The organism is Paraburkholderia sp. J12 (genome assembly GCF_905220215.1).
Taxonomy (GTDB): Bacteria; Pseudomonadota; Gammaproteobacteria; order Burkholderiales; family Burkholderiaceae; genus Paraburkholderia.
On sequence record NZ_CAJMZC010000006.1, the window covers coordinates 279,662 to 305,888 of the forward strand.

The 26,227-nt window shown below is 63.5% G+C and carries 24 protein-coding genes; 17 read left to right on the forward strand and 7 right to left on the reverse strand.

The window, feature by feature from the left end; all coding sequences use genetic code 11:
- Window positions 1-157: 157 nt before the first annotated feature.
- The 8 genes from urtA to U5760_RS16290 all read left to right on the forward strand — a co-directional run bounded on the left by urtA (window position 158) and on the right by U5760_RS16290 (window position 7,837).
- Window positions 158-1,432 (forward strand): urea ABC transporter substrate-binding protein, encoded by a 1,275-nt coding sequence (urtA, locus tag U5760_RS16255; RefSeq protein WP_322013151.1) that lies wholly within the window; start codon window positions 158-160, stop codon window positions 1,430-1,432.
- Between the two features lie 55 nt (window positions 1,433-1,487).
- The gene (urtB, locus tag U5760_RS16260; protein ID WP_322013153.1) at window positions 1,488-2,405 is read left to right on the forward strand and encodes an urea ABC transporter permease subunit UrtB; all 918 of its coding nucleotides are present in this window, start codon (window positions 1,488-1,490) and stop codon (window positions 2,403-2,405) included.
- A gap of 73 nt (window positions 2,406-2,478) precedes the next feature.
- Window positions 2,479-3,648, forward strand: a complete 1,170-nt coding sequence (gene urtC / locus U5760_RS16265; protein WP_322013155.1) for an urea ABC transporter permease subunit UrtC — start codon at window positions 2,479-2,481, stop codon at window positions 3,646-3,648.
- Window positions 3,649-3,651: 3 nt separating this feature from the next.
- Window positions 3,652-4,395, forward strand: a complete 744-nt coding sequence (gene urtD / locus U5760_RS16270; protein WP_322013157.1) for an urea ABC transporter ATP-binding protein UrtD — start codon at window positions 3,652-3,654, stop codon at window positions 4,393-4,395.
- Between the two features lie 22 nt (window positions 4,396-4,417).
- Window positions 4,418-5,107, forward strand: coding sequence for an urea ABC transporter ATP-binding subunit UrtE (urtE, locus tag U5760_RS16275; RefSeq protein ID WP_322013158.1), 690 nt, complete (start codon window positions 4,418-4,420; stop codon window positions 5,105-5,107).
- A gap of 87 nt (window positions 5,108-5,194) precedes the next feature.
- Window positions 5,195-6,433 (forward strand): formamidase, encoded by a 1,239-nt coding sequence (gene fmdA / locus U5760_RS16280; protein ID WP_322013159.1) that lies wholly within the window; start codon window positions 5,195-5,197, stop codon window positions 6,431-6,433.
- Between the two features lie 25 nt (window positions 6,434-6,458).
- Entirely contained in the window at window positions 6,459-6,794 is a 336-nt protein-coding gene (locus U5760_RS16285; protein WP_322013160.1) for a zinc ribbon domain-containing protein, read from the forward strand.
- Between the two features lie 17 nt (window positions 6,795-6,811).
- Window positions 6,812-7,837: an aliphatic amidase gene (locus tag U5760_RS16290; RefSeq protein WP_322013162.1), complete on the forward strand. Its 1,026-nt coding sequence runs from the start codon at window positions 6,812-6,814 to the stop codon at window positions 7,835-7,837.
- A gap of 20 nt (window positions 7,838-7,857) precedes the next feature.
- Here U5760_RS16290 and U5760_RS16295 read toward each other — a convergent pair whose 3' ends face one another.
- Together U5760_RS16295 and U5760_RS16300 are read right to left on the reverse strand one after the other, a co-directional pair.
- Entirely contained in the window at window positions 7,858-8,829 is a 972-nt protein-coding gene (locus U5760_RS16295; protein ID WP_322013163.1) for a DUF6492 family protein, read from the reverse strand.
- A 25-nt stretch (window positions 8,830-8,854) separates the two neighbouring features.
- Window positions 8,855-11,008, reverse strand: a complete 2,154-nt coding sequence (locus U5760_RS16300) for a hypothetical protein (RefSeq protein ID WP_322013165.1) — start codon at window positions 11,006-11,008, stop codon at window positions 8,855-8,857.
- Between the two features lie 182 nt (window positions 11,009-11,190).
- Here U5760_RS16300 and U5760_RS16305 point away from each other — a divergent pair, with 182 nt between their 5' ends.
- From U5760_RS16305 to U5760_RS16320, 4 genes are all read left to right on the forward strand, one after another.
- Entirely contained in the window at window positions 11,191-11,910 is a 720-nt protein-coding gene (locus U5760_RS16305) for a polysaccharide biosynthesis/export family protein (RefSeq protein WP_322013167.1), read from the forward strand.
- 82 nt (window positions 11,911-11,992) lie between these two features.
- Window positions 11,993-13,285 carry a hypothetical protein gene (locus U5760_RS16310; RefSeq protein WP_322013169.1) on the forward strand — a complete coding sequence of 431 codons (1,293 nt, stop codon included), beginning with the start codon at window positions 11,993-11,995 and terminating at the stop codon, window positions 13,283-13,285.
- The gene (locus tag U5760_RS16315) at window positions 13,263-14,924 is read left to right on the forward strand and encodes a glycoside hydrolase family 44 protein (protein WP_322013170.1); all 1,662 of its coding nucleotides are present in this window, start codon (window positions 13,263-13,265) and stop codon (window positions 14,922-14,924) included. Before U5760_RS16310 ends, U5760_RS16315 begins: the two co-directional genes overlap by 23 nt.
- The gene (locus U5760_RS16320; protein WP_322013172.1) at window positions 14,921-16,300 is read left to right on the forward strand and encodes an oligosaccharide flippase family protein; all 1,380 of its coding nucleotides are present in this window, start codon (window positions 14,921-14,923) and stop codon (window positions 16,298-16,300) included. The genes U5760_RS16315 and U5760_RS16320 overlap by 4 nt, the downstream gene beginning before the upstream one ends.
- On the opposite strand, the gene U5760_RS16325 is transcribed toward U5760_RS16320, so the two are convergent.
- The 3 genes from U5760_RS16325 to U5760_RS16335 are packed head-to-tail and all read right to left on the reverse strand — an operon-like array spanning window position 16,297 to window position 19,087.
- On the reverse strand, window positions 16,297-17,229 hold the full coding sequence (locus U5760_RS16325) for an NAD-dependent epimerase/dehydratase family protein (RefSeq protein ID WP_322013173.1): 933 nt from the start codon (window positions 17,227-17,229) through the stop codon (window positions 16,297-16,299). The genes U5760_RS16320 and U5760_RS16325 overlap by 4 nt on opposite strands.
- Window positions 17,229-18,941, reverse strand: coding sequence for a GMC family oxidoreductase (locus U5760_RS16330; RefSeq protein ID WP_322013174.1), 1,713 nt, complete (start codon window positions 18,939-18,941; stop codon window positions 17,229-17,231). The genes U5760_RS16325 and U5760_RS16330 overlap by 1 nt, the downstream gene beginning before the upstream one ends.
- Window positions 18,938-19,087, reverse strand: a complete 150-nt coding sequence (locus U5760_RS16335) for a hypothetical protein (protein WP_322013176.1) — start codon at window positions 19,085-19,087, stop codon at window positions 18,938-18,940. Before U5760_RS16335 ends, U5760_RS16330 begins: the two co-directional genes overlap by 4 nt.
- Before the next feature lie 366 nt (window positions 19,088-19,453).
- On the opposite strand from U5760_RS16335, the gene U5760_RS16340 reads away from it, so the two are divergent.
- Entirely contained in the window at window positions 19,454-20,242 is a 789-nt protein-coding gene (locus U5760_RS16340; protein WP_322013178.1) for a WecB/TagA/CpsF family glycosyltransferase, read from the forward strand.
- A 27-nt stretch (window positions 20,243-20,269) separates the two neighbouring features.
- On the opposite strand, the gene U5760_RS16345 is transcribed toward U5760_RS16340, so the two are convergent.
- Entirely contained in the window at window positions 20,270-21,682 is a 1,413-nt protein-coding gene (locus U5760_RS16345; protein ID WP_322013179.1) for an undecaprenyl-phosphate glucose phosphotransferase, read from the reverse strand.
- A 549-nt stretch (window positions 21,683-22,231) separates the two neighbouring features.
- Between U5760_RS16345 and U5760_RS16350 the strand changes: the two genes are divergently transcribed.
- Window positions 22,232-22,759 (forward strand): hypothetical protein, encoded by a 528-nt coding sequence (locus tag U5760_RS16350; protein ID WP_322013181.1) that lies wholly within the window; start codon window positions 22,232-22,234, stop codon window positions 22,757-22,759.
- On the opposite strand, the gene U5760_RS16355 is transcribed toward U5760_RS16350, so the two are convergent.
- Window positions 22,753-23,331, reverse strand: a complete 579-nt coding sequence (locus tag U5760_RS16355) for a PadR family transcriptional regulator (RefSeq protein ID WP_322013183.1) — start codon at window positions 23,329-23,331, stop codon at window positions 22,753-22,755. The genes U5760_RS16350 and U5760_RS16355 overlap by 7 nt on opposite strands.
- Window positions 23,332-23,457: 126 nt before the next feature.
- Between U5760_RS16355 and U5760_RS16360 the strand changes: the two genes are divergently transcribed.
- From U5760_RS16360 to U5760_RS16370, 3 genes are all read left to right on the forward strand, one after another.
- On the forward strand, window positions 23,458-25,479 hold the full coding sequence (locus tag U5760_RS16360) for an NADPH-dependent 2,4-dienoyl-CoA reductase (RefSeq protein ID WP_322013185.1): 2,022 nt from the start codon (window positions 23,458-23,460) through the stop codon (window positions 25,477-25,479).
- A gap of 30 nt (window positions 25,480-25,509) precedes the next feature.
- Window positions 25,510-25,944: a nuclear transport factor 2 family protein gene (locus U5760_RS16365; RefSeq protein WP_322013187.1), complete on the forward strand. Its 435-nt coding sequence runs from the start codon at window positions 25,510-25,512 to the stop codon at window positions 25,942-25,944.
- Between the two features lie 63 nt (window positions 25,945-26,007).
- Window positions 26,008-26,220 (forward strand): hypothetical protein, encoded by a 213-nt coding sequence (locus tag U5760_RS16370; protein WP_322013189.1) that lies wholly within the window; start codon window positions 26,008-26,010, stop codon window positions 26,218-26,220.
- Window positions 26,221-26,227 lie beyond the last annotated feature (7 nt).

The following is a 26,227-nucleotide window of genomic DNA, read 5'->3' on the forward strand; positions in this document are numbered from 1 at the left end:
CGACGGGATCGAGGTCCGGAGCAAGTTACATTCCAGCGCGATTGCGGGGAATACGTCAATCGACGTATTTCGATCGCCAAATTGGCTTTCTACATTGCGTCCAACCCAGACCCGGCCCCGCACCTCCGTGCGCAGGGCACCCGATAAGGAGAACGTGATGTCCGCAGACGATCGAATCGATGACGATGCCCGCATGCCCTCGCCGCTGCGCCGGCGCCTGATCGGCGGCCTCGCCGCTGCACCGCTGATGGCCCTCGGGCTGCCGCGCACCGCGTTTGCGCAGGTGCCGCCTACGGCAAAGGTCAACACCACAGGCCTCGCGGTCACGGATACGACGGTGACGGTAGGCCAGCTGCACTCGGCCACGGGCACGATGGCGATTTCCGAAACCGGGTCGATTCAGGCCGAGCGCCTCGCGATCGAGCAGATCAACGCCATGGGCGGCGTGCTCGGGCGCAAGATCCAGATCATTCAGGAAGACGGCGCCTCCGACTGGCCGACCTTCGCGGAAAAGTCGAAGAAGCTGCTGGAAAACGATCACGTCGCGGCCGTGTTCGGCTGCTGGACCTCGGCCTCGCGCAAGGCGGTGCTGCCGGTGTTCGAGAAGGACAACGGCCTGCTTTACTACCCGACTTTCTACGAAGGTCTCGAACAGTCGAAGAACGTGTTCTACACCGGTCAGGAAGCCACCCAGCAGATTCTCTGGGCACTCGACTGGGCCTCGAACACGAAGAAGGCCAAGACGTTTTTCCTGATCGGCTCCGATTACATCTGGCCGCGCACGTCGAACAAGATCGCGCGCCGCCACATCGAACAGCACCTGAACGCCAAGGTCGTGGGCGAAGAGTATTACCCGCTCGGCACGACCGAGTTCGCCTCGTTGATGAACAAGATCAAGCTCGCGCGCCCCGACTGCATCTTCGCGACCGTGGTGGGCGGCTCGAACGTGGCGTTCTACAAGCAGCTCAAGTCGGCCGGCATCACGCCGCAGAAGCAGTTCCTGCTGACGCTTTCGGTGACCGAGGACGAGGTGCTCGGCATCGGCGGCGAAAACTTCGCGGGCTTTTATTCGTCGATGAAGTACTTCCAGTCGCTCGATAACGAGAACAACAAGAAGTTCGTCGCGGCGTTCAAGGCGCGCTACGGCCAGAAGGCGGTGATCGGCGACGTCACGCAGGCGGCCTATCTGGGCCCGTGGATCTGGAAGGCCGCATGCGAGCGCGCGGGCAGCTTCGACGTGGACAAGGTGGTGGCGTCCTCGGCGGGCATCGAAGTGGCCAATGCGCCGCAAGGCTACGCGAAGGTCGATGCGAACCATCACCTGTGGAGCCGCTCGCTGATCGGCGAGGGCCAGGCGGACGGGCAGTTCAAGGTCGTCGCGCAGTCGGCGCAGCCGATCCCGCCGAATCCGTTCCCGAAGGGCTACATGTAATCCGTCAACCGCAGCGGCGCGGCGACGCTGGGCGCCGCCGCGCGAGGAGCGTTCGATGTCTGCTACCGACATTTTCAACATCACGCTGATGCAAGGCTTCGCCGGTCTGAGCCTGTTCAGCGTTCTGCTCCTGATGGGGCTCGGGCTCGCCGTGATCTTCGGCCAGATGGGCGTGATCAACATGGCGCACGGCGAATTCATGACCATTGGCGCCTACACGGTCTACATGTTCTCGTGGTTCGCGCAAAACATCTGGCATGCGTTGACGCCGGTGTACTTCTTCTTCGCGATCATCGCCGCGTTCGGGCTTGCGTTCGCGGCGGGGTGGCTTGCCGAATGGGCGCTGATTCGCCATCTGTATCGCCGACCGCTCGATACGCTGCTCGCTACCTGGGGCCTGAGTCTCGGCATGCAGCAGGTGTTTCGCTCGACCTTCGGGCCGAAGGAGGTGAGCCCCGCGCTGCCCGACTGGCTGATGGGGTCGTGGGAGCCCGCCCAGGGCCTGGACATTCCGGTGAGCGGCATGTTCGTGATGGGGCTCGCGCTGCTGATGACGGGCGGACTGCTGCTTGCGCTCTACCGGTCGCGCTGGGGTTTGCGGGTGCGCGCAACGGTCGCCAACCGGCCCATGGCGAACGCGGCCGGCATCAACACGCGGCGCACCGACCGCATGACTTTCGCCATCGGTTGCGGTATCGCGGGCGTGGCGGGCGCGGCGTTCACCGCAATCGGTTCGACCGGGCCGACGAGCGGCTCGCTCTACATCGTCGATTCGTTTCTCGTCGTCACGTTCGGCGGCGCGGCGAGCCTGCTGGGCACGGTGGCCTCGGCATTCGGCATCGCGCAGATGCAGTCGATCAGCGAGTTCTTCCTCTCGGGCTCGACCGCGCGGGTGCTCACGCTGCTCACCGTCGTCGTGATCCTGATGCTGCGTCCGCAGGGGCTCTTTGCGTCGAAGGTCCGGCGCGTCTGAGCGGGATCGTCGGGTTCGGTCATACCCCGGCGCGCCGGGTCATTCACTGTTTCATTCGTACGGAGAGGTGGACATGGAACCCATCCAACCCGCGGCGGGCGGCGTTTCCCCGCGATCCGCGCACGGCGCGGCGCCGGGCGGCTGGCGCGCGCTCGCGGTGCGGCTCGATGCATCGGGCTATGCGGGCATCGTGCTGCTCGCGCTGCTGATCGTGGTTGTGTTTCCACTCGCGCTCGACACGTTTCGCCTGAACCTGATGGGCAAGTACCTCACCTACGCGTTCGTCGCGATCGGGCTCGTGATCGCGTGGGGCTACGGCGGCGTGCTCAGTCTCGGCCAGGGGGTGTTCTTCGGGCTCGGCGGCTATGCGATGGCGATGTTCCTCAAGCTCGAAGCGTCCGACCCGGCCGCCACGCACACGCAGACCACGCCAGGCATTCCTGATTTTATGGACTGGAACCAGCTCACCGCGCTGCCCGCCTGGTGGCGGCCGTTTCACTCGCTGCCGTTCTCGATCCTGGCCGTGCTCGTGGTGCCGACGGCGCTCGCCTTCGTGATCGGCTACGCGATGTTCAAGCGCCGCGTGGGCGGCGTGTACTTCGCGATCATCACGCAGGCGGTCGCGCTGATCCTCTCGGTGCTCATCATCGGCCAGCAGGGCTATACAGGTGGCGTGAACGGCATCACCGACCTGCGCACGCTGCTCGGCTGGGATATTCGCACGGACCACGCCAAGCTGGTTCTCTACTTCGTCAACGCGGTGCTGCTGATCGGTGCACTGCTCGCGTGCCGCTGGGTTCAGCGCAGCAAGCTCGGCACGCTGCTGCTCGCCATGCGCGACAAGGAGGACCGCGTGCGCTTCTCCGGCTACGACGTGGCCATGTTCAAGGTGTTTGCCTTCTGTCTGGCGGCGCTGCTGGCGGCCGTGGGCGGCGCCATGTTCACGCTGCAGGTGGGCTTCATGTCGCCGTCGTTCGTCGGCATCGTGCCGTCGATCGAAATGGTGATCTACGCGGCCATTGGCGGGCGCATGTCGCTCGTGGGTGCGGTGTATGGCGCGATTCTCGTCAATCTCGGCAAGAGCTGGTTCTCGGAGAGTTTTCCCAACCTCTGGCTCTATCTGATGGCGGCGATGTTCATCGGCGTGGTGATGGTGTTTCCGAACGGGCTCGCGGGCCTCTATGAAGAGCATGTCCGGCCGCGCGTGCGGCGGCTGCTCGGTGCGGCGAACAAGGGGGCGTGAAGCATGAGCAATACCGACTTTCTGCTCGCCATCGAAGACCTGACTGTGTCGTTCGACGGCTTCAAGGCGATCGATTCGCTCAATCTTTATCTCGAACGCGGCGAGTTGCGCGTGGTGATCGGACCGAACGGCGCGGGCAAGACTACGCTGCTCGATCTCATCTGCGGCAAGACGAAGGAAACGGCCGGCAGCATCAAGTTTCGCAACGAAGAGATCACGAAGCTTGCGGAGTTCCGGCGCGTGCGCAAAGGCATTGGCCGCAAGTTCCAGACGCCCTCGATCTACGAGAACCTGAGCGTTGCACAGAACCTGGAGGTGTCGTTTCCGCGCGGGCGCAGCGTGTTCGGCGCGCTGGCCTATCGCGAAGACGACGAAGTGGCCGGGCGCGTGCGCGACGTGGCCGAAGAGATCGGCCTCGCCGCTTCGCTCGATCTCGAAGCGGGTCTGCTTTCGCACGGCCAGAAGCAGTGGCTGGAGATCGGCATGCTGTTGATGCAGGACCCCGAACTGTTGATGCTCGACGAACCGATTGCGGGCATGAGCGTGCGCGAGCGCGAACTGACCGCCGAATTGCTCGATCGCATCTGCCGCAATCGCTCGATGATCGTGATCGAGCACGACATGGCGTTCGTGGAGCGCATCGCGCACAAGGTCACGGTGATGCATCAGGGCAAGATCCTCGCGGAAGGGCCGATGGCGCAGGTACAGGCCGATCCGCGCGTGATCGACGTCTATCTTGGCCACTGAACGCGACAACGGAGAACACATCATGCTCGAAGTGGACGATCTCGTCGTGAGCTACGGCCAGAGCGAAGTGCTGCACGGCATCGGCTTTTCCGTGGCGAACGGCGAAAGCGTGGCGGTGATGGGCCGCAACGGCATGGGCAAGACCACGCTCTTCAAGGCGCTGATCGGCATGCTGCCCGCCAATCGCGGCACCGTGCGCGTGGGCGGCGCCGACGTGTCGAAAGACGAAAGCTACCGGCGTGTGGCGAAAGGTATCGGTTATGTGCCGCAAGGGCGGCAGATTTTTGCCTCGCTCACCGTCGAGGAAAACATCCAGACGGGCCTCGAAAACGCCCAGAGTCAACGGGTGCCCGACGATCTCTACGCGCTTTTTCCCGTGTTGTTCGAGATGCGGCGGCGCAAGGGCGGCAATCTTTCGGGCGGGCAGCAACAGCAACTCGCCATTGCGCGCGCGCTCGCGACCGACCCGAAGGTGCTGCTGCTCGACGAGCCCACCGAGGGTATTCAGCCTTCGGTCATCAAGGACATCGCGAAGGCGCTGAACCAGATTCGCGCGACCCGCAACATCGCCATCGTGGTGTCCGAGCAGGTATTGAGCTTCGCGCTCGATGTGGCGGACCGGCTGTTCGTGATCGAAGGCGGCCGCTTCGTGCATCAAAGCACGCGCGGCGCGGGCGATACCGACCGCATCCGCGAATACCTCTCCGTGTGAGTGCGGCGCGGCGCTTTCCTGCTTTCCTGCCGCGCCATCTGTCCCGACCCGCGAACCCTCGAACCTTCGAACCCAGGAGCGAATGCAATGCCCGAAACTCTCATCAAGGTCGACCTGAACCAGTCCGCCTACGAAAACGAGCAGGTGCACAACCGCTGGCACCCCGATATTCCCATGGCCTGCTGGGTCAAGCCCGGCGACGATTTCATTCTGGAAACCTACGACTGGACCGGCGGTTTCATCAAGAACGACGACAGCGCCGACGACGTGCGCGACATCGATCTGTCGATCGTGCACTTCCTGTCCGGCCCGGTGGGCGTGCACGGCGCGGAACCCGGCGACCTGCTCGTGGTGGACCTGCTCGACATCGGCGCGAAGGCCGATAGCCAGTGGGGCTTCAACGGCTTCTTTTCGAAGACGAATGGCGGCGGCTTTCTCACCGACCATTTCCCCGAGGCGCAAAAGTCGATCTGGGACTTTCACGGCGTGTATACGAGTTCGCGCCATATCCCCGGCGTGAATTTCGCGGGCTTGATTCACCCGGGCCTGATCGGGTGCCTGCCCGATCCGAAACTGCTCGAAACGTGGAATGCGCGCGAGACCGGCCTGATCGCAACGGCCCCGGAGCGCGTGCCGCCGCTTGCGAATCCGCCGTTCGCAGCGACGGCGCATATGGGCAAGCTGGCGGGCGAGGCGCGCGACAAGGCCGCAGCGCAGGGCGCACGCACGGTGCCGCCGCGCGAACACGGCGGCAATTGCGACATCAAGGATCTTTCGCGCGGCTCGAAGGTGTTTTTCCCGGTGTACGTGGATGGCGCGGGTCTCTCGGTAGGCGATCTGCACTTCAGCCAGGGCGACGGCGAGATCACGTTCTGCGGCGCGATTGAAATGGCCGGCTGGGTGCACATGCGCGTGAATCTCATCAAGGGCGGCATGGCGAAATACGGCATTCGCAATCCCGTGTTCCAGCCGAGTCCCATTACGCCCACCTACAACGATTACCTCATTTTCGAAGGCATTTCCGTCGACGAGCAGGGCGGCCAGCACTATCTCGACGTGACGGTCGCGTACCGCCAGGCGTGTCTGAACGCGATTGAATATCTGAAGAAGTTCGGCTATTCCGGGGCGCAGGCATATTCGCTGCTGGGTTGCGCGCCGGTGCAGGGGCACATCAGCGGCGTGGTCGATATTCCGAACGCCTGCGCCACCTTGTGGCTGCCCACGCAGATCTTCGACTTCGATATCCGCCCGAATGCCGAAGGGCCGATCCGGCACATCCAGGGCGGGGTGGACTTGCCGTGCTCGCCCGATCTCGCGAAGGCTTGAGGCAACGTAACCAGGAGAGGCGGTCATGCCGATCTACGACTTCGAGTGCGCAAGCTGCGGGCCGTTTTCCGTCATGCGCCGCATCGCGGACCGCGAAAAGCCGTGCCTTTGCCCCGATTGCGGCAGCGAGAGCGGGCGCGTGATGACGGCGCCCTCCCTTGCGTTGATGGGGCATGCACGCCGCAGCGCGCATGCGACCAACGAGCGGGCCGCGCATGCGCCGCGTCAGTCGGGGGAGGGGCCGCCGCTGCGCCATCGTCCGGGATGCAGTTGCTGTTCGGGCGGCGGCGCGAAGCTCGCGGGCGCCTCGCCCGAGGGACTCAAGCGGCCGGCAGGACGGCCCTGGATGATCAGCCATTAGATCAAGGAGAACGAACCATGCGACATGGTGATATTTCAAGCAGCCGCGATTGTGTGGGCGTCGCGGTGGTCAACTACAAGATGCCGCGCCTGCACACGAAGGCGGAGGTGCTCGACAACGCGCGCCGCATTGCTGACATGGTGGTCGGCATGAAACAGGGGTTGCCGGGCATGGACCTCGTGGTGTTTCCCGAGTATTCGACGCACGGCATCATGTACGACCGCCAGGAGATGTTCGACACAGCTTCGACGATACCCGGCGAGGAAACGGATATTTTCGCGGCCGCATGCCGCAAGGCCAACGTGTGGGGCGTGTTTTCGCTGACCGGCGAGCGGCACGAGGCGCATCCGCACAAGGTGCCGTACAACACGCTCGTGCTGATCGACAATCGCGGCGAGATCGTGCAGAAGTACCGCAAGATCATGCCGTGGACGCCCATCGAAGGCTGGTATCCCGGCGACCGCACCTATGTGACGGAAGGGCCGAAGGGGCTCAAGATCAGCCTGATCATCTGCGACGACGGCAACTACCCCGAAATCTGGCGCGACTGCGCGATGAACGGGGCGGAGCTGATCGTGCGCTGCCAGGGTTACATGTATCCGGCCAAGGAGCAGCAGGTGATGGTGGCGAAGGCGATGGCATGGATGAACAACACGTATGTCGCCGTGGCGAATGCCACGGGCTGGGACGGCGTGTATTCGTACTTCGGCCACTCGGCGATCGTCGGTTTCGACGGGCGTACGCTGGGCGAATGCGGAGAAGAGGAGATGGGTGTTCAGTATGCCGAACTTTCTCTCTCGATGATCCGCGATGCGCGGCGCAACATGCAGTCGCAAAACCATCTGTACAAGCTGCTGCACCGCGGATACACGGGCACGATCAATTCGGGCGAGAGCGCGAACGGCGTAGCGGCCTGCCCGTTCGGGTTCTATCGCGACTGGGTTGAAGATCCCGAAGGCACGCGCCGGCGGGTCGAAGCGCTCACGCGCTCGACCCCGGGGACGGCCGAGTGCCCGATCGATGGCATTCCGAACGAAGGCTGAATGCTGCAGGTTGTGCGGCGTTAGCCGCGCAACCTGTTCAGCAGCTTGAGCCCGCGGCGCGCCACGGCCGAGTAGAGCTCGGCGCCTTTCAACGCCGGGTCGAAATGGCGCTGATAAGCCTGAACCTTGACCGGAAAATGCGGGGAAAGCTTTTCCACCACGCGCTCCAGCGGAATGCGCGTGTTGCTCTGAACCACGGCGAAGAGGCCGTCGCTTTCAGGCGCGAAATGACGCGCGTCGCTCCACGCTTCCATCTTCTCCGCGAACCACACGCTTTCCGCCGCATGCAGCGCGCGCTGGCCCGGTTGCGGCGCGGTGTGATAGCGCTCCAGCAAACCTTCGCGCTCGGCGTTGAGCCAGTACAGCGTGTATTCGGTCCAGTCCACCGCGTAGTTGGCCAGCAACACCCGGCGCCAGTCGGTGCCATGTACCGTTTCGAGGCGCTGCTGGAGACTCAGGCAGAGCGTGCGCGACAGAACGGCCGGGGTCCACCATATGCCGTCGCGCTCCAGCTGCGGATCGACGTCAAGCAGTTTGGCCGAAGCTTCCCAGTAGTAGGGTTCGACGTTGCGCGGTTGCAGATGCGTAAGCGCTTTGTCCCCGGGCAGCAGGGTGTTCGCGTCGAAGGTGTGCGTGGCGAAGCAGTCGGGATCGAGCACGAGAAAATACTCGGTCTCGATCCATGCGGGCGCAAAGAGCTTGATGATCTGCTGCCGGTGCCAGTTGCGAATCTGATGACGCTGCGAGAACTCGCCGAAAATCCCCATGTACTGCGATTCGTCGATCACTTCGATCGGGAAATCGGACCAGGCTTTCGCGTAGCCGTTGACTTCATCGACTTCGTCGTGCGGGACGACGAGGACGATGCGATGAAATGTCTCCGGTGTCGTGAAGTGACGCAGCGATGAAAACAGGATGTCGCAGCGGCCGATATTGTCGGCGTAGTGCCTGCCCCGCGTTTTGATGGGCAAGATCGCACTGATCTGGGGCATGGTGTTTCGGGGGCGGGGCGCCACGTTAGAAGAAGCGATAGATGAAGTCGGGGATATAGCCGCGCCGGTGGGTGAGCGCGATGCCGATCAGCCGGCCGCCGGCGTCCTGAACCTGCGTCTTCAGTGTGAGCGCCACGGGCTTGCGCGTGGCTTCGGCGCGAACCGCGAGTAGGGTCGCGTCGGCTAGCGCCGCGTTTTCGATGCCGGCGAAGGACTGGCTCGCGGGCGGCGCATGCACCACGATGTAATCGTGCGCCTCGCGCAAGGCTTCGAAGACGCTGCTGGTTTGCTGCCACGAAGACGCGAACAACCCGCTGCGCGGCCGCGCGACCACGATGTTGTGGCCTTCCACGCGTTCAAAGAGGAGGTCGTTTGCGTGCCCGGTGTCCGCCGGCAGCGCTGCCGCGTGTTCGTGAATGCCACCGTGGCCGGGCCACGGCAGCAGTCCTTGCGCGTTCAACGGGCCGTAGAGCGGCGCATTGGGTGCGGACGCCATGTCGAGAATGAGGATGGGTTTGGCCGAGCGATGCTCGAGTTCGACCGCCAGCCCCCGGATCACCGGCAGCAATCCGTCGTTCTGGCTGAACGACAGCGCCATGACCACCTTGGCCGGGCTGTCGGTACTCGCGTTGATCGAGGCGATCATGCGCCCGTAGGCGAGGTGCGCGGGGCGGGGCGGGGCGTTGCCCGCATCGGATCCGGCCGTGCCCGATGGACTGGGGCGCCGCACGCCGCCAAGCGAGAGCGGCGCGGCCAGCACCGGCAGCAGCAGGGAGCGCTCGACCTGCTCCGGGCTCAGGAAGGTTTCGCGCAGGCTGGCAAGGACCAGCACCACGAGCGCCGAGATGAGCAGGCCGGCCGCAACGCTGGCCGAGACGATCACGCCTCCCGAGACGTTACGGTCGGAGGGCGGGAATGGCGCCTGGATCACGCGCACGTTCGTGCTGTCGACCTGGCTCACCTGGCCTTGCTGGATCCGCGCCAGTTCGACCTGGCGGGAGCGTTCCTTGAAGCTGTCGGCCAGAATGTCGCGGTCCGCCTGGAGCTGGCGCATCTGGCTCGATACGTCGCTCAGGTTCTTCAACCGCGCGCGTGCATTCTTGATCTGGTCATCGAGCGTCTGCGCCAGCGCGATTTCGCCGGCGATGTTCGCGTTCAGGGAGGACAGCTTGCCCTGCACGACATCGTAATAGTCGTTGTGGCCGTAACGCGTGGCCGTCGCCATTTCCTGCTTCTGCTTCTCGATGTTGGCGCGCATGTCGGCTACCTGCTGATCGAGTTGCTGCACGAACGGCGAGTTGGACAGGTAGCGCGAGGCGAAATCGGCACGGCGCGTCTGGAGCTGCATCAGCGAAAGCTGCATCGTATCCAGCGCGTGCGCGGCTTCCGAGTCGTCGGTGAAGATCGGAATAGTTGCCTTGACGCCCTTCGACGAAGCCTGCATCGATTGAAGTTCGCCACGGTCCTGTGCCAGCTTGCTGTCGTTTTCGAGCTTGTGCTGGACGAGCTGGCTTTCGAGCAGCACCGAGCGCGAGATCTGGTCGTCGATATCGACGATGCCATGCGTCTTCTGAAAAGCCAGCAGGTCGGCATTGGCCTTGTCGAGCTGCGCCTTCACGTCGTCGCGCTGGCCGCTCAGGAAATCCACGCGGCCGGACGTGAAGACATTCGCGCGCCGGCGGAAATACTTGTCGAGCAGGCGCGAAAGCGCGTCTGCGGCCACTTTCGGGTCGGCGTCGTAATAGGTGAGCTGAATGGTGTTGGCGGCGTCGTTCTGCTCGATATGCAGATGCCGCTCGAAATCCTGAACCTGATTGTCGATGTCGCGCTCGCTGGCATTCGGTCCCAGCTTCGAAATGACGACATCGCGATGAAGTTCAGGGCTGCTGAGGATCTGGGCTTCCACGCTGTCGAGCTGGCCGATCATCGGCTGCAGGCCGGCGGAGCCGTTGGGGTTGTTCGACTGGTCGTAATAACCCGCAAGCAGCACGAGCAGCGTTGCCTGAGCGCGGTACGGCATGGGCACCATCACCGCAACGGCAACGCCGAGCAAAACGACGGAAAGAAATACCGATATCGCGACCTTGCGATAGTAGAAGAATGTGTTGAGATAATCCCGAATCGTCAGTTCGACGACAGCAGCTTTGCGGTCAGGTCTTGTTCTAGTCGTAATAACCATACGGTGTGGTTCCAGACCCACAGGTTAAGTACCGAAGGCGCATATAATACGTAAGAAAACATGCTGTAGCCTGATATTTTTATGAATTTGACGCGGGCTCTGTCGTTCCCAAAAGACACATTTCTCATGTGAATCGTTTGCGCGACCGGAATCAGCAGTCGGATCCCATTACCACACGCTAAATGAACAGACTCCGCCCGGTATTTGTCCTGGTGCTGATGTCGCTCGCCGCTTGCACCCGCACCTGGGTGGAGCCGCAATACCAGCGATCAGCCAGCTTCGCAACGTGGGTCGATACGACGCCTGGCGTCTATCGCATTCAGCCCGGCGACGATCTTTCGGTCGTGCTGCCGTTCAATGGCGAACTCAACTATCGCGGGCCCGTTGCACCCGACGGCACGCTGAGCATGCCGTTCGCCGGCACGGTGCCGGCAGCGGGACTTTCGGTGTCCCAACTCGCAGAGAACATCAACAAGGCGCTGGCTGCCAATGGCGTGGCGGCGAATGCGCACGCCTCGGTTGCCATCGCGCAGTCGTCGAGTCACGTCTACGTGGGCGGCCAGGTGGCGAAGCCCGGCGAAATTCCGCTGCATCCGGGCATGAACGTGATGCAGGCCGTCATCGCCGCGCAAGGGTTGCTCGACACGGCACGCACTCACGAGATTGTGCTGATTCGCCGCAGCCCGGACGGACGGCCGATGCTGCGCACGATCGATGTCGATGCGCTTACGCAAAAGGGCGATCCCGCACAGGACGTCGTTCTCCAGACGGCGGACGTGGTGTTCGTGCCGAAGTCGTCGATTGCCGAAGTCGATCAGTGGGTCGATCAATACATCGACAAGGTGCTGCCGTTCAATCGGGGCTTCGATTACACCATCTCGAACAATCCCACCTATCCGTAACGCCGCGGCGAGCCGCCCGCTTCCGGTCGGCTCCGGATTCACGCGTACACCAGGCACGTTCAGGAAAGAGCAACGAGACGAGATGGAAACCGCCGCTTCGACGGCAGGGCTCGCCCCTGTCTTTTCCAACGAGCCGGTCAGGGCACGGGTGCTGTGGTGTCTGCTCGCGCTCTTGCCGCTGTTCGGCCAGACCTTTCACTACCTCAGTGCGCTCGCACCGCTGTGGGCGCTTTCGAAGGCCTTTCCGGTGCTGTCGCTGCCTGCCGTTTTGCGCCTCGGCGGCGAGCCGCGCTTTCCGATGACGCGGCAGATACTGATCGGCTTTGCGTGGCTCGCTCTCGTGCCGAGCTTCGCCGCCGTGTTCTACTTTCACGAAAGCTTCTTCACGAGCATCACGGCGCAGGTGAAGCTGCTGCCGATGCTGTACTTCTTCTCGTTCCTCGCTATTCTGCTGGCGTTGCGGCCGACGCTGGGCGAGCTGCAACGCAGCTTCCTGATCGCGGGGGCCGTTGTGATCGGCGCGTTGATCGTGCTGTGGGTCGTGGTGCCGTCCAGCTGGTATCAGGATTCCTACGTAATTGGTGTGGCGCCGTTCTTCACCAACGACAATCGGGGCCATCGCATCCGCATGTCGATGTACTTCCCGCTCATCCTGCTGTTCTTCTGCTACCGCCGGGCGTTCTTCGAGCGGCATGCCGGCTACCTTGCCGGGGCGCTCGTTGCGTTTGCCGTGACGCTCTGGATCGTCAAGACGCGCGCCATGGTGATCGGCATCATGGGCGTGCTCGTCATCAACACGTTCTTCTGGGTGCGCCCCCTCGCGCGCGTCGCGCTGCTGGTGTGTGCGCCGTTCGCGCTGACTTCCATGTTCTCGGCGGGTTATCTCGCCACGGCATTCAGCACGAGCGCGGCGACCGGATTCGACACCCGCCGCATTTCGATGGTCCTCGCGACGCGCTTTCTCGGCAGCGAGCCCATGCGCTGGCTGTTCGGCGTGGGCACGATCAGTTCGACGAGCAGCGACAATCTGATCGACTATTTCCACCACTTCTTCTTTCTGGCGGATATCACCTGGCTCGGCATCGTGTTCGAATACGGCCTGGTCGGTGCGGCGATCATTCTGTTTTTCCAGCTGCGCGGCCTGTTCTTCTATCGCCGCCTGCGTGCGAAAGTCGAGGACGATTTCCTTGGCGCGCTGTTCGATTACCTCATCTATATCCTGCTCATTTCGTTCTTCTATCCGCCGACCCTCACGCCGGGCGAGACGGCGGTGATCCTCGCGATTTTTGTCTACGTGTGGCGCGCGGGCGATCTGGGCGACCCGGATTTTCAAGCCGACTACCGGAGTGGCCATGCCGCGCCTGGCACCGCGTAAGCTGTTCGCGCTCCTGAGCGCCACCGCGCTGTTGTTGTCGGGCGCCGCTGCATGCACCGAGGCGAACTCCGGCGATGCCGCGCCGGTCGCCATCGCGGTGGATGCGGCAGCGGCGCGGCATCCCATCAGCCCGCTGATCTACGGGATCAATTTCGGCAGCACCGCGACGCTGCGCGATCTGCGTGTGCCGCTCAACCGCTCGGGCGGTAACAGTGCATCGGCCTATAACTGGCGCATCGACGCGCGCAATGCGGGCAAGGACTGGTATTACGAAAGTCTTGCGATCGATCCGCTCGATATCAACGACCAGTTCGGCGACCGTTTCGTGATCTTGACGCAGGCGGCGGGCGCCGCGCCTATCGTGACCATTCCGATGCTCGGTCGCGTAGCTAAGCTGGGCCCCGAACGGCAAACGCTGGCGAGTTTCTCGATTGCCAAATATGGGCCGCAACCGAACCACGACGTGGACGGCCACGCCGACGCCGGCAACGGCGTGGCCCAGGGCGGCGCACCGATTACGGGCAACGATCCCGACGACGCCACGGTGCCCGACGATTCGCAGAACGAAGGGGCACGCGTGGCGTCGCTCGTGCGCCGCTTCGGCGGTGCGGGGGCGGGGGGCGTGCGCTACTACGCGCTGGATAACGAGCCGAGTCTCTGGCAACTGATACACCGCGACGTGCATCCAGACGGCGCCCACGCGCAGGAGATTGCCGACAAGGTGCTGGCGTATTCGCGCGCCGTGAAGGCAGCGGATCCGCAGGCACAGATTCTGGCGCCGGAAGAGTGGGGCTGGCAGGGTTATTTCTACAGCGGTTTCGACCAGCAGTACGCGAATGCACACGGCTTCGATCACGCGCCCGACCGCCAGAACCAAACCGGCGATCTGCCCTATGTGCCCTGGCTGCTCACGCAGTGGAAAAAAGCCGGGCATCCTGTCGACGTCTTCAGTCTGCACTTCTATCCGCAAGGCGGCGAGTATGCGGAGAGCGGCGCCGCGGACACGCCCGCCATCGCACTCGCGCGCAACCGCTCCACGCGCGATCTCTGGGATCCGCACTATAAGGACCCAACATGGATCAACAGCGTGGTGGCATTGATTCCGCTGATGCGTCATTGGGTGGACACCTATTACTACCCGGGTACGCCTATCGCCATTACGGAGTACAACTGGGGCGGCGAGACGCTCATGAGCGGCGCCACCGCGCAGGCCGACGTGCTCGGTATTTTCGGCCGCGAAGGTCTGGATATGGCGACCCGTTGGGGCACGCTCGATCCTTCGATGCCGGTGTACAAGGCGATCAAGCTTTACCGCAACTACGACGGTAACGGTGGCGCGTTTGGCGCGACGAGCATCGAGGCCACGGCTCCCGATCCCGATACCGTGTCCGCGTTTGCTGCCTTGCGCGAGAGCGATCATGCGATGACGCTGGTCGTCATCAACAAGCAACTGGACCGGCAGGCGAGTGCCGCCGTTTCGCTGGCCCACTTTGCCGGCACCGGCGCGGCCGAACGATGGCAGCTTGCGGACGGCGTGCTGTCCCGCGTTGACGACGTGCGCTATGCCGATAACACGCTGCGCGCGGTGCTGCCGCCGCAAAGCGTGACGTTGTTCGTGCTGCATGGAGCACCCGCGTGAGCGAGACGGAAACGCGTTCGATGCCGGATTCCGCGCGCGGCGGCGTGCGCAACAGCGCTTCGATGATACGCGGCTCGCTGATCAGCCTCGGCGTGCGCTTGCTCGACCTGCCGAGCCGCTATGGCTTCCATCTGCTCGTTGCCGCTGCGCTGGGTGTGGTCGAGACAGGCAACTTCTATATCGTGTTCAGCACGATGGTGGCGTTGGCGGGGTTCGGCCGCCTCGGCATCGACCAGGCCTTGACGCGCCAGATCGCGATGGACGTGGCGTCCGGGCGGCATTCGGCCGTTCGCCCGGCTATCCGCCGTGCGCTCGGGTATGTGCTGCTGGCTTCCCTGGCCGTTTCGGCGATGCTTGTGGCGGGTGCTGTGGCATTCGCTGAACACGTGTTGAACAAACCCACGCTGGCCGTGCCGTTGATGCTGGGCGCGCTCGCCTTCGTTCCGCAAAACGTAGGTGCCGTTTTTGCAGGAGCGCTGGCCGGACTGCAACGTGTGGGCTGCAGTCAGATGATCTACTCGTGGCTCTGGCCCGCGATTTTCTGCGTCGCTGCCGTCCCGGTCGTCATGACCGGCGCGATGACCGTGACCCACGCATTGCTTCTCATCGCCGCGAGCTTCGCGCTGGCCGCGCTGACCGGTGCGGTCCTGCTCAAGCGATTTCTCGACGCCGTACCCAAGGTGGGCGAACAGTCTCACCAACCGGCGCGCTTGTTCAAGCCGGGTCTCTCACTGTTCACGCTGGAATTCACGAAGCTGCTGATCACTTCGGCGCCGGCCATCGTGCTCGGCATCGTGGCGTCTTCGCGGGAAACGGGTCTCTTTGCATTGGCATGGCGGCTTGCGCTCGTGGTCAATCTGCTGATTAGCGGCGTGACAGGCATGGCCGCGCCGCGGTTCGCCAGTCTCTTTGCCCGCCGCGATCAGGAGGGATTGCAGAGGAGTGCTGCACAGGCAACCGGTATCGTGCTGGCTCTCGCAGTACCGTTCACGATCTGCATGCTTCTCGTGCCCGAGCACGTATTGTCGATCTTTGGGCATGGTTATGGTGCCGGTGCGAGTGCGTTGCGTGTGCTCGCGGTGGGTCAACTCGCGGCCGCCTGCTTCACGGCGATGCCGGAGTTGCTGGGGATGACCGCACATGCATCGGTGCTGTATCGAATCAACGTGGGGTCGGTTGCGGTGCTGCTGATCGGGCTTGCCGTGATGGCGCCGGGCGGCGGCAGCGTGGGTGCAGCGGCAGCGGCGTCGCTTGCTGTGGCGGTGAACGGCGCTCTCGCTGCGTGGGCGGCCCGGAAGCTGCTCGGCGTTTTTCCGCTTGCCGTGGTGTGGCGCGGCGTGTGTGACCGTGTCCGGCCGCGTGCGGCCGGTCGCTAGTTCGGGCGATTCGCTTCGGCTTGCAGAGCGGCGCGCCACGGAGTCCAGGCGAGGCCGAAAGTCTGTTCGGCGCGGCGTGAGTCAAGCCGGATGTCCTGTTGCCACAGGTGCGCGAGCGAGGGCGGCACAGGCGGCGGCAGGTTGCGTATGCCTACCTTGCGCGCACCAATTTCCGCGAGCTTCAGCGCCGGCGCGAGCACGCGCGTTTCGAGCTTGAGGCGCCGTGCGCCTATCCGCTGCACGGGCGTCGCGCCCAGCGCGCGAGCATAGGCAACGAAATACTCATTCCAGCGCGGCGCGTCGGCCATCGCCAGATTGAAGGCACGGCCACCTGCTTCCGGCGTGCGCAGCGCACCGAGCGCGGCATGCACGACATCGTCGATATGGACGAGGTTGCTGCAACCGTCACCGGCCGCACCAAGGTCGCCCAGCCGCCGCGCGCGCAAGAGATCGGCGATACGTACCGACCACTGCGGGCTGCCGGCCCCATAAATACAACCGGGGCGCAGGCGTGTCACTGTGGGAAGCGGTGCGAGCAACTGTTCGGCCTCCTGCTTTGCGAGGCCGTACGGGCTTGCCGCGTCGAGCTCGGCTTGTTCGTCGACCCGGCCCGCGGCCGACCCATACACGGCCATCGAACTGAAATGCACCACAGGGATGGGCGTGCTTCGCGTTTCGATCGCCGTACGCAATGCGCGAGCGTTCGCCACGATGGTTGCGGGTGCACCGGCCACGCAGTTCACGAGCCCATCGACATCGGCAAGCGCGGCGCTGAGCGAGGCTGCGTCCACGGCATCGACCTGGCGTACGCCACGACCGGAGCGACGCGACGCGGCAACCGGTTCGGCCCAGTCGGTGTTGGCCAATGCCGCAACCATACGACGGCCGACATAACCGCTGGCGCCAAGAACGAGGATGCGGGCTTTCATCAAGCGGATTCCGTGGTGGCGGGGTGGGGGATGTCGACCGGCACGGACAACGCACCCAGTTCCGCTGCGTTGCGAAGGTGGCTGGCTAACCGCAGCGCGAGTGCCACGATGCTCAAGGTGGGATTGGCCTGGCCCGAAGTCGGAAATACCGCTGCGCTCGCGATATACACGTTATCGGCTTCATGGAGTCGGCAATGGCGATCGACGACGCTGGTGCGCGGATCAAACCCCATGCGCGCGGTGCCGATGTGATGACCGCCATAGGCGCCGTAGCGCGTCATCTCCGCTTCGACCGTTTCGAGATCATAGGCGAAGCGGCCCACGCCGCTGCGCTGGACTTCCCGCGCGAGGGCTTCCAGCGCGCGGTTGACCGTTGCGACGTCCTGGCTCGTATAACGCCAATCGACATGAATGCGGCGCAACCCGAGCGCATCGGTTTCGTTGCCGAGCGTGACGCGGCTCAGAGGATTCGGCTCTTGCTCGGCATGGAAGTCGAGGCTGAAGCGCAGGTTCGCGGGCCGCACGATCACGGAAGGGAACTTGCGCTCGGCCAGCGTGCGCTTGCGCAGCCAGTGCCACAGGAAAGCTGCCGTGTTCGGCGCATCCACGACCACGTTCTTGAGGTGGGCGAGCGAGGAACCCGCGTAGCAATCGGGCGAACCGTCGTAGAGACGCTTCGCGTACTCATAGGGGACGATGCTGCGCGCGAGGTACAGTGCGGAAAGAATGCCGTTGCCGTGTCCGCTGTCCGGAATGCGCGGGTGATGCAGGCGTGCGATGAAGTTGCCCGTGCGCAGCGAGCGCTGTGCATCGGCGCTCAGCGCAAGCCGGCGCCGGCAATAAACGCCTTCTTCCGAGACATCGTAGCCATGCCACACGGACTTGGCCTGCGCCAGGTCCAGCGTGCCGATGGTGCCCGCAAGATGACTCATATAGTAGCGGCCCACCACGTCGTGCGCATTGCCGAGTCCGCGGCCGCTCGCACCGGGACTGTTGAGCAGGAGACGCGGCACTTCGAGGCCACCCGCTGCGAGCACATAGCCGCGCGCGGCTACACGTAGCGCGGCCCCGCCCGTTACGCGCACGTCGGCAATACCCACGCGCCGCGAGGCTCCGGGTTGCAGAGGCAGGCGGCACAGGTTGGCATGCTGGAGCACACGCACGCGGCCATTGGCGAGGCGCGCGCGATAGCGTGCGCCGAAGTCGGTCGGGCAACTGAAGCGTTCGAGCGTGTGCGTCGTGAACATCTCGCTTGCGAAGCCGCCGATCATGGGCCGCTGCGGCGTATCGAATGCGCTTTCGCTCGTGTACGCGAATTCGCCGGCTTCGCAAAGCGCGTTGGCTTGCGGGTACCAGGGCAGCAAGTCGGTCAGCGCGATCGGCCAGCCGCTATGAGCGATTGCCTCGCGTGCCTCGAAGTCGAGCGCATCGAGTGGCATGCATCGGCCACCCCAGAGTGTGGTGGAGCCGCCGAAGCGGCGCACGCGGTAATGCTCGGTCGGCGGATGCAGCCGCGTATCGGCCACCGAACCTGCATAGAGTGCCTGGATAGAGGGATCGGATTCGTCGCCACCGCTTTCGAGCACGATCACGTCCAGGCCGCTGTCTTCCAGCGCAAGCGCTAGCGTGATGCCGGCGGCACCGGCGCCGGCAATGCACAGGTCGGCGTGCAGCACGGTATCGGCGGGGATCTCGCGGGCGTCGACGATCATGAGGCGCGGCCTTGCGCGTGGAAAAAGCCGATTAAGAATCGCGCAAACGTTTTCTTCTGCATTTCGTACAGGTTATCCGGGCATACGAATGAATTTTCGTACATCGTTGCGCCGTCTTTTTTAAACCGTTCGAATGCTGCCGGCACCTGAACTACTCCATTGCCCGTATTGTCGGGCCGCTGCGATGGTAGCCGATTCGCGTTGCAAATACGAAGCCTTTTTAAAGGTTCTTTAGCGGCTTTTTATTTGCATCCGTGTATCGAAAAAAAGACGATGACGATATCCGCCGTCACGAACGCGCTGTACCATCGCATCTGCAATCAAAAGCAAAAGACATTCTGGCATTGCCAGGAGACCAGAAAAACCACACGTCGGACGCATGACGGGGCATGACACCGGATTCCCGGTGCAGCGCCGGTTCATGTCCGGCCGGGAAGTCGGGGATACAAGAAAAAATGAGCAGTGTGCGTCATCAAGACGCGGCACCGAGCGCGGCCGCGCCTGCTGTATTCATGCCCAGTATTGCGCTGTTCGGACTCGATATCGCCGCCGTCTCGTTCGACACGGCGCTCGACGCGCTGTGCGATGCCGCGTTGCGCCGTGACGGCCGCGCGCGCGTAGCGGTCACGCCGAACGTCGATCACCTGGTTCGACTCGATAAGCAGCCCGAACTCAAGCGCCTCTATCGCACTGCCGACTTCCTGTTTGCCGATGGCATGCCGGTGGTCTGGGCAAGCCGTCTGTGCGGCACGCCCTTGCCGGGCCGCGTGACCGGAGCGGATCTGCTGCCGGCGCTGTGCGAGCGGGCGCGCACGCGTGGGTGGAAAGTGATGATCGTCGGCGGTCGGCCGGGCCACGAGCGGGAACTACTCGACGGCATCGCGGCGGCCTATCCGGGGCTAAATCTCGAGATCATCGCGCCTTCCATGACATTCGATCCGCTCGGTACCGAAGGCGATGCGATTGCCGAACGCGTGCGTGCTTCGGCACCGGATATCGTGTTCGTCTGTGTCGGCATGCCGAAGCAGGAACGTTGGGCGCTGCACAACGCGGACAAGCTCTCGGGCGGCCTCATGCTGTGCGCGGGCGCAGCGATAGAATTCGCCGCGGGCCAGCAGCAGCGCGCGCCTGCCTGGATGCAACGCAACGGGCTCGAATGGTGCTGGCGCATCAAACAGGATCCCGCGCGTTTGTGGCGTCGTTATCTGGTTGACGACCGGCGCTTCCTTCGCATCTTCTGGCGTCAATGGCGCATCGCGCGGATGGAGCGCGCGGGTGCGGGTATGGGCCGCCTGCGCTGACCCTGCGATTCCAGAGCCGCCTACGCGCTATACCGCGTTGCGGCCCGCGATGATCTCAGGGATCGTCTTGAGCAGGATTTGCAGATCGAGCCACAGCGACCAGTGCGTGATGTAGTAGCGGTCGTATTCGACGCGGCGCTGCATCTTGTCGGGCGTGTCGGTCACGCCCCGCAGCCCGTTGATCTGCGCCCAGCCCGTGATGCCCGGCTTGACGCTATGGCGCAGCATATAGCCGGGAATCAGCCGCCGGTACATTTCATTGTGCTCGGCCGCATGCGGGCGCGGCCCGACGAGGCTCATCGAGCCGCCAAGCACGTTGAAGAGCTGCGGCAACTCGTCGAGCGAGCTGCGGCGCAAATGCCGGCCCACTGCGGTGATTCGTCGATCGCCGGCATACGCCTGGCGCAGCCCGCTATCGCGCGTGTATTCGTCGTCCTGAAAAGCGACATGCATCGAGCGGAATTTGTACACGACGATCGGTTCGCCGCGCTCGCCATAACGCAACTGGCGAAACAGGATCGTGCCTGGCGAATCGATCCGCACCGCAATCGCGATGGCGAGCATCGCGGGCCACAACAGCAGGAGCAACAGCGTTGCGCCGACGATATCGACGATGCGCTTGAGCATGCGCGAAAGGCCGAGAATCGGCATCTCGTGCAGCGCGAGCAAGGGCACGCCGGCGAGATCCGTGCTGTTGCTCGCGAGATCTTCCACGAAGCGCGACTCGGGCACGAAGTAGATCGCAGCGGTCGAGTCGTAGAGTTGCTTCACGATCTCGGCGGTGGTCTGTTCGCCGTCGAGCCGCCCCGTGGCGATGAACACGACCTCGAAATCGTTGGCCCGAATGCGCTCGGCCGCATCCGCATAGGCGCCGAGCCGGGGCGGCAGCGTTTCACCGGCGTCCGGCACGACCGGCGCATCGCTGTAGTAGCCGGCCACCCGGATGCCGAGTATGGGCGAACGCGTGAGGCGCAGGTTCAGCTTGCGCGCCGCGGGACCCAGGCCGATGAAAATGGCGTCGCGCTGATTGCCGGGCGCATTGTTGATGCTGTGCGCAATGCCGCGCAATAGCGCGAGGCCCGCAAGCTGGAGCGGCAGCGCGAGCACGGCCCATTGCGCGAGCAACACGCACAGGTCTCTTACGCTCAGGTCGGCGCCCGGCAGCAGGATCGCGAGCACGAACGGCAGCCGGCACCAGCGCAGTGCGCCGCGTCGAAGCATCCACGAGAGTTGACGCGCGCTCGCGATCAAATGGAAGCGCACAAAGACCACGAACGCGGCAACGGCCAGCATGGCGGCCATGATGCGCAGCCACGGCGACTCGCTCATCTTCCCGTGATACAGCAACAGCGCGACGAATGTGCCGGCATTGAGCGCCGCGCTGACGCCACCCGCCAACGCCATGAAAAGGCGGTGATGGTGACTCGACTGAGTGGACATGACGGGTTCGGCTGGTTCGTGTAGCTAACGACTCGACAGCATTCATCAGGCCCGGTACCTGCGCGGCGACCGGGGCTTGGCCAGAACGTCGGGGGATGTCCGTCCGCGCATGAAGCGACGGGTGCCAGGCGAACGGCACGATCCGGCAGCATGGCGAACCCGCGCTGGAATGGCGTTCGATTGGGAGCATGCAGAGAGCGGTGCACTCTCTGGCGTAGCAGGTGCGTTGTGCGCTCAGGCATGCGAACAAACGGCCGTTCCCCATCGCGGCCTGGTGGCGCAGGCTTTTCGATCCGGCGGCACGAGTGGTCTAGGTTCGTGCGGTATTCCGGAACGGCGAGCCGCCATCCTCAATTCGCGCGTATCTTATCAGTTCGATATGTCTTTTGCGTATGCAAAAGCGTGACTTTTGATATGGGTGCACGGATTGTGTGGCTGATTCGTCACTGAGCCGGATTGCGCGCCGGTTGCCGGGATTGCGAATCCGAAAGCGAATAGTGTCGGCGTATTTCTGCTAATGGAATTCGTCGTGTTGAGGCAAACGTTTTAATGGACGCGCGCAAACGTTTTTATTTTGAAGCGGTCATTTTTTATGGCGTATTCGTGGCACGCCGACCTTGCCTGCGCGACGGGTTCGACCGCATGCGAGAGGCTCGAGCTATCAAGGTACAATGCGGCGCGTTGCCTGTCCGCCGTCATTCGAGGTTGCAATTGAAGCGTCTAGCGCTGACTTTCTGCATTGCCGTTGCCGCCTGCGCGGCACCCGCCGCCGCCTTTGCCGGTTGCTCGGGCAGCCTTGCGTTTCAGAACTGCGTGGACGAGTCCGGCAATAACTATACCGTGCAGCGCTTCGGCAATATGGACCCGATCGACAGCGAAGGCGCCAACGCGAACGAAACGGCCAACCATATTGCTCAAACCCACGGCAGCACGACCTTCGTGAGCGGTATGGCGGCGGACGGTTCGACCTGGAACGAAACCATCACCGATTACGGCAATGGCACGCGAACCATCTCAGGGATGGACGGGCACGGTATTGTCTATAACCGGTATTGCACGGCGAGCGGGTGTCATTGAGGCGGTCTTCTTTTACGGCCCTTGGCCGGTCCAGAACTCCGCGACGGTTTCTGCAGCGCCGCTAACGTGGCATTCAGTATGTCGAGCCACCCGCTCTCATAGTCGATCCCCGCCTGCAGCACTACCCGTTGCAGCGCCGCCTCCCGGTCCTGCGGCTCTTCCGGAAAATCGCGATGCTCGATCTCGCGATACTGCGCAAGCTTGCCGGCATGCAACACGATGCGGCGCCGGATTTCCTTCTCCAGCCCCGTGGGTCCGACAACCGCCTCCGCGCGCAGCCGCACCAAAAGTTCGTGGCGCAGCACGGCGGGCTCTTCTTCCTGCGTGATCCACCGCCTCAGTTCGTCGCGACCTGCCGGCAAGATCCGGTAAGCGCGCTTGCGGCCCCGGGTGGCTTCCTCCGGTAACGACTCGATGAGCTTCGCCTCTTCAAGGTGTCCCAACTCGCGATAAATCTGTTGGTGGGAGGCGGTCCAGAAGTAGCCAATCGATTTGTCGAAGCGGGCCGCCAGCTCGGACCCGGAGCAGGACCGTTCGACGAGGGCAGTAAGTAAAGCGTGAGGAAGCGACATCGGGTGGGAGCAGGGTGTCTGGACTGAAGATAAAGGATTTCCTCTAAAACTATACATTCCCTTGCCCGTTTATGAAACTAGTTGCATGATGACGTCACCCTCTATGCAACTGGTTTCATAAACATCATGGAACACTATCCGAATCTGCTGCGCCCGCTCGATCTCGGCTTCACCACCCTGCGAAACCGCGTCCTGATGGGCTCCATGCACGTCGGCCTCGAAGAGGTGCCGAACGGCTTCGAGCGCATGGCGGCCTTCTACGCGGAGCGCGCGCGGGGAGAGGTGGGCCTGATCGTGACCGGGGGCATTGCTCCCAACGAACGCGCGCGTCCCATGCACGGCGGCGCCATGTTGACCACGGAGGCCGAAGCCGACCAGCACCGGCTGATTACGCAGGCCGTCCACGCGGAAGGCGGCAAGATCGCCATGCAGATCCTGCATTTCGGGCGCTATTCGTATCAGCCGAAACTGGTGGCGCCGAGTGCGCTGCAGGCGCCGATCAACCCTTTCGTGCCGCACGAACTGACCGACGAAGAGGTCGAGCAGACTGTCGACGACTACGTTCGCTGCGCGGCGCTCGCGCAGCATGCGGGCTACGACGGCGTGGAAATCATGGGCTCGGAGGGCTACCTCATCAACGAGTTCATCGTTTCGCGCACGAACCATCGCAGCGATCGTTGGGGCGGCAGCTACGAGAACCGTATCCGCTTTCCGGTGGAGATCGTGCGCCGCATTCGGGAGCGCGTGGGCCGCGACTTCATCATCATCTACCGTCTCTCCATGCTCGACCTCGTGGAAGGCGGCTCGACGCTGGAGGAAGTCATTCAGCTCGCGCAGGCCGTCGAGCAGGCTGGCGCGACGATCATCAACACGGGCATCGGCTGGCACGAGGCACGCATACCCACCATTGCCACGAAGGTGCCGCGCGGCGCTTATACCTGGGTGACGCAGCGGCTGATGGGCAAGGTGTCGATACCGCTTGTCGCCACCAACCGTATCAACACGCCCGAACTCGCGGAACAACTGCTTGCCGGTGGCGTGTGCGACATGGTGTCGATGGCGCGCCCGTTCCTGGCCGACGCGGCCTTCGTGCGCAAAGCCCGCGAAGGCCGCGCCGACGAAATCAATACGTGCATTGGCTGCAATCAGGCATGCCTCGACCATACGTTCGCCGGCAAAGTCACGTCCTGTCTGGTCAATCCGCGCGCCTGCCACGAAACGCAGATCGTCGTACAGCCGGCGCAACAGCGAAAGCGGGTTGCCGTGGTGGGCGCGGGCCCGGCGGGACTGGCCTGCGCCGTGACGGCAGCGGGGCGCGGCCACGCGGTGACGCTGTTCGAGGCCGGCCCGGAAATCGGCGGACAGTTCAACATTGCGAAGAAGGTGCCCGGCAAGGAGGAATTCGAGGAGACGTTGCGCTATTTCCGTCGCCAGATCGAACTCAACGGCGTGGAGCTTCGCCTCAATACGCGTGCCACGGCGGAGCTTCTGATGCAGGGGGCGTTCGACGAAGTCGTCATTGCGACCGGCGTCGTGCCGCGCGATCCGAAGATCGAAGGCGCGAACCATCCGAAGGTGCTGGGTTATCTTGACGTGCTGCGCGACGGCCAGGCCGTGGGGCGTGACGTGGCCATCGTGGGCGCCGGCGGCATTGGTTTCGACGTAGCCGAGTATCTGTTGCACGAGGGCGAAAGCGCCAGTCTCGACCCCGCGAAGTTCTTCGCCGAATGGGGCGTGGATACGGCCTATGCGGAGCGGGGCGGTTTGCGCCAGCCGCACCTGGAGACGCCCGCGCGCCATCTGCATCTCCTGCAACGCAAGAAGTCGAAGGTGGGCGAGCGACTTGGGAAAACCACGGGCTGGATTCATCGCACGGCACTCAAGGCGCGGGGCGTGGAGATGGTTTCCTCGGTCGACTACCGGCGCGTCGATGAGGACGGGTTGCACGTGACGATCGACGGAGAGCCGCGAACCCTGCCCGTGGACAACGTGGTGATCTGTGCCGGACAGGAACCCTTGCGCGAGCTGGCCGACCAGTTGCAGGCCGCCGGCCGCGTCGTGCACGTGATCGGCGGTGCAGACGAGGCCGCCGAACTGGACGCCAAGCGTGCCATTTATCAGGGCACCACGCTCGCTGTCTCGCTTTGATGATTGCTTTGTTCGGAGAACGGAGTTTCCATGAGCCAGTCAACCTTCAATGTTCATCCCGCGGTCGCGCGCTCCCTCGAAAAGTGGCATTCCATGGTGGCATCCGGGGATCTCAGCGCGCTGAGCACCATCGTGCACCCCGATGCGGTCTTCCGTTCACCCATGGCATTCAAGCCCTATGCGCCGGCTGCGGCGTTGTTGATGGCCTTGCGGACGGTCGTGACCCTCTTTCGCGACTTCACCTATCATCGCCAGTTCAGCAGTGACGATGGCCTGAATGTCGTGCTGGAATTCAGCGCCGCGGTGGAGGACAAGCAGCTCAAAGGCGTCGACATGATCCGCTTCGACGAGGAAGGCCGTATCGTGGAGTTCGAGGTCATGATCCGGCCGTTCAACGCTTTGCAGGCCCTGGGTGCGCAAATGGGCGCACGGCTTGCGCAGTTTCTGCCGGCCTACAAGGCCTAGCCTCGAAAGGCCATGTCGCCGTGCTTGCCGACTTACTTCAACAACAGACCAAGGAAAACCATCATGTCTTATTCGATCGACTCTACCGTACGTGATCTTCTGGAAAGCGATAGCGCGAAGGCCGTCGTCGAGAAGCACTTGCCCGGCATTGCTTCGCATCCGCTGATCGGTATGGCGCTTGGCATGTCGCTGGCGACTGCGGCGAAATTCTCCGATGGGCTCGTCTCGCAGGAAGTGCTTGAGAAAGTGGATACGGACTTGCGGGCGCTGGGGTAAGTCTCAG

Coding starts and splice junctions, on each gene's coding strand:
- U5760_RS16315 (WP_322013170.1), top strand. CDS start 13,263: ATGCCGCGCCTGGCACCGCGTAAGCTGTTCGCGCTCCTGAGCGCCACC.
- urtA (WP_322013151.1), top strand. CDS start 158: ATGTCCGCAGACGATCGAATCGATGACGATGCCCGCATGCCCTCGCCG.
- U5760_RS16305 (WP_322013167.1), top strand. CDS start 11,191: ATGAACAGACTCCGCCCGGTATTTGTCCTGGTGCTGATGTCGCTCGCC.
- urtB (WP_322013153.1), top strand. CDS start 1,488: ATGTCTGCTACCGACATTTTCAACATCACGCTGATGCAAGGCTTCGCC.
- urtD (WP_322013157.1), top strand. CDS start 3,652: ATGAGCAATACCGACTTTCTGCTCGCCATCGAAGACCTGACTGTGTCG.
- U5760_RS16365 (WP_322013187.1), top strand. CDS start 25,510: ATGAGCCAGTCAACCTTCAATGTTCATCCCGCGGTCGCGCGCTCCCTC.
- urtC (WP_322013155.1), top strand. CDS start 2,479: ATGGAACCCATCCAACCCGCGGCGGGCGGCGTTTCCCCGCGATCCGCG.
- U5760_RS16370 (WP_322013189.1), top strand. CDS start 26,008: ATGTCTTATTCGATCGACTCTACCGTACGTGATCTTCTGGAAAGCGAT.
- U5760_RS16285 (WP_322013160.1), top strand. CDS start 6,459: ATGCCGATCTACGACTTCGAGTGCGCAAGCTGCGGGCCGTTTTCCGTC.
- U5760_RS16350 (WP_322013181.1), top strand. CDS start 22,232: ATGGACGCGCGCAAACGTTTTTATTTTGAAGCGGTCATTTTTTATGGC.
- U5760_RS16325 (WP_322013173.1), bottom strand. CDS start 17,229: ATGAAAGCCCGCATCCTCGTTCTTGGCGCCAGCGGTTATGTCGGCCGT.
- urtE (WP_322013158.1), top strand. CDS start 4,418: ATGCTCGAAGTGGACGATCTCGTCGTGAGCTACGGCCAGAGCGAAGTG.
- fmdA (WP_322013159.1), top strand. CDS start 5,195: ATGCCCGAAACTCTCATCAAGGTCGACCTGAACCAGTCCGCCTACGAA.
- U5760_RS16355 (WP_322013183.1), bottom strand. CDS start 23,331: ATGTCGCTTCCTCACGCTTTACTTACTGCCCTCGTCGAACGGTCCTGC.
- U5760_RS16340 (WP_322013178.1), top strand. CDS start 19,454: ATGCCCAGTATTGCGCTGTTCGGACTCGATATCGCCGCCGTCTCGTTC.
- U5760_RS16295 (WP_322013163.1), bottom strand. CDS start 8,829: ATGCCCCAGATCAGTGCGATCTTGCCCATCAAAACGCGGGGCAGGCAC.
- U5760_RS16345 (WP_322013179.1), bottom strand. CDS start 21,682: ATGTCCACTCAGTCGAGTCACCATCACCGCCTTTTCATGGCGTTGGCG.
- U5760_RS16310 (WP_322013169.1), top strand. CDS start 11,993: ATGGAAACCGCCGCTTCGACGGCAGGGCTCGCCCCTGTCTTTTCCAAC.
- U5760_RS16330 (WP_322013174.1), bottom strand. CDS start 18,941: ATGATCGTCGACGCCCGCGAGATCCCCGCCGATACCGTGCTGCACGCC.
- U5760_RS16300 (WP_322013165.1), bottom strand. CDS start 11,008: ATGGTTATTACGACTAGAACAAGACCTGACCGCAAAGCTGCTGTCGTC.
- U5760_RS16360 (WP_322013185.1), top strand. CDS start 23,458: ATGGAACACTATCCGAATCTGCTGCGCCCGCTCGATCTCGGCTTCACC.
- U5760_RS16290 (WP_322013162.1), top strand. CDS start 6,812: ATGCGACATGGTGATATTTCAAGCAGCCGCGATTGTGTGGGCGTCGCG.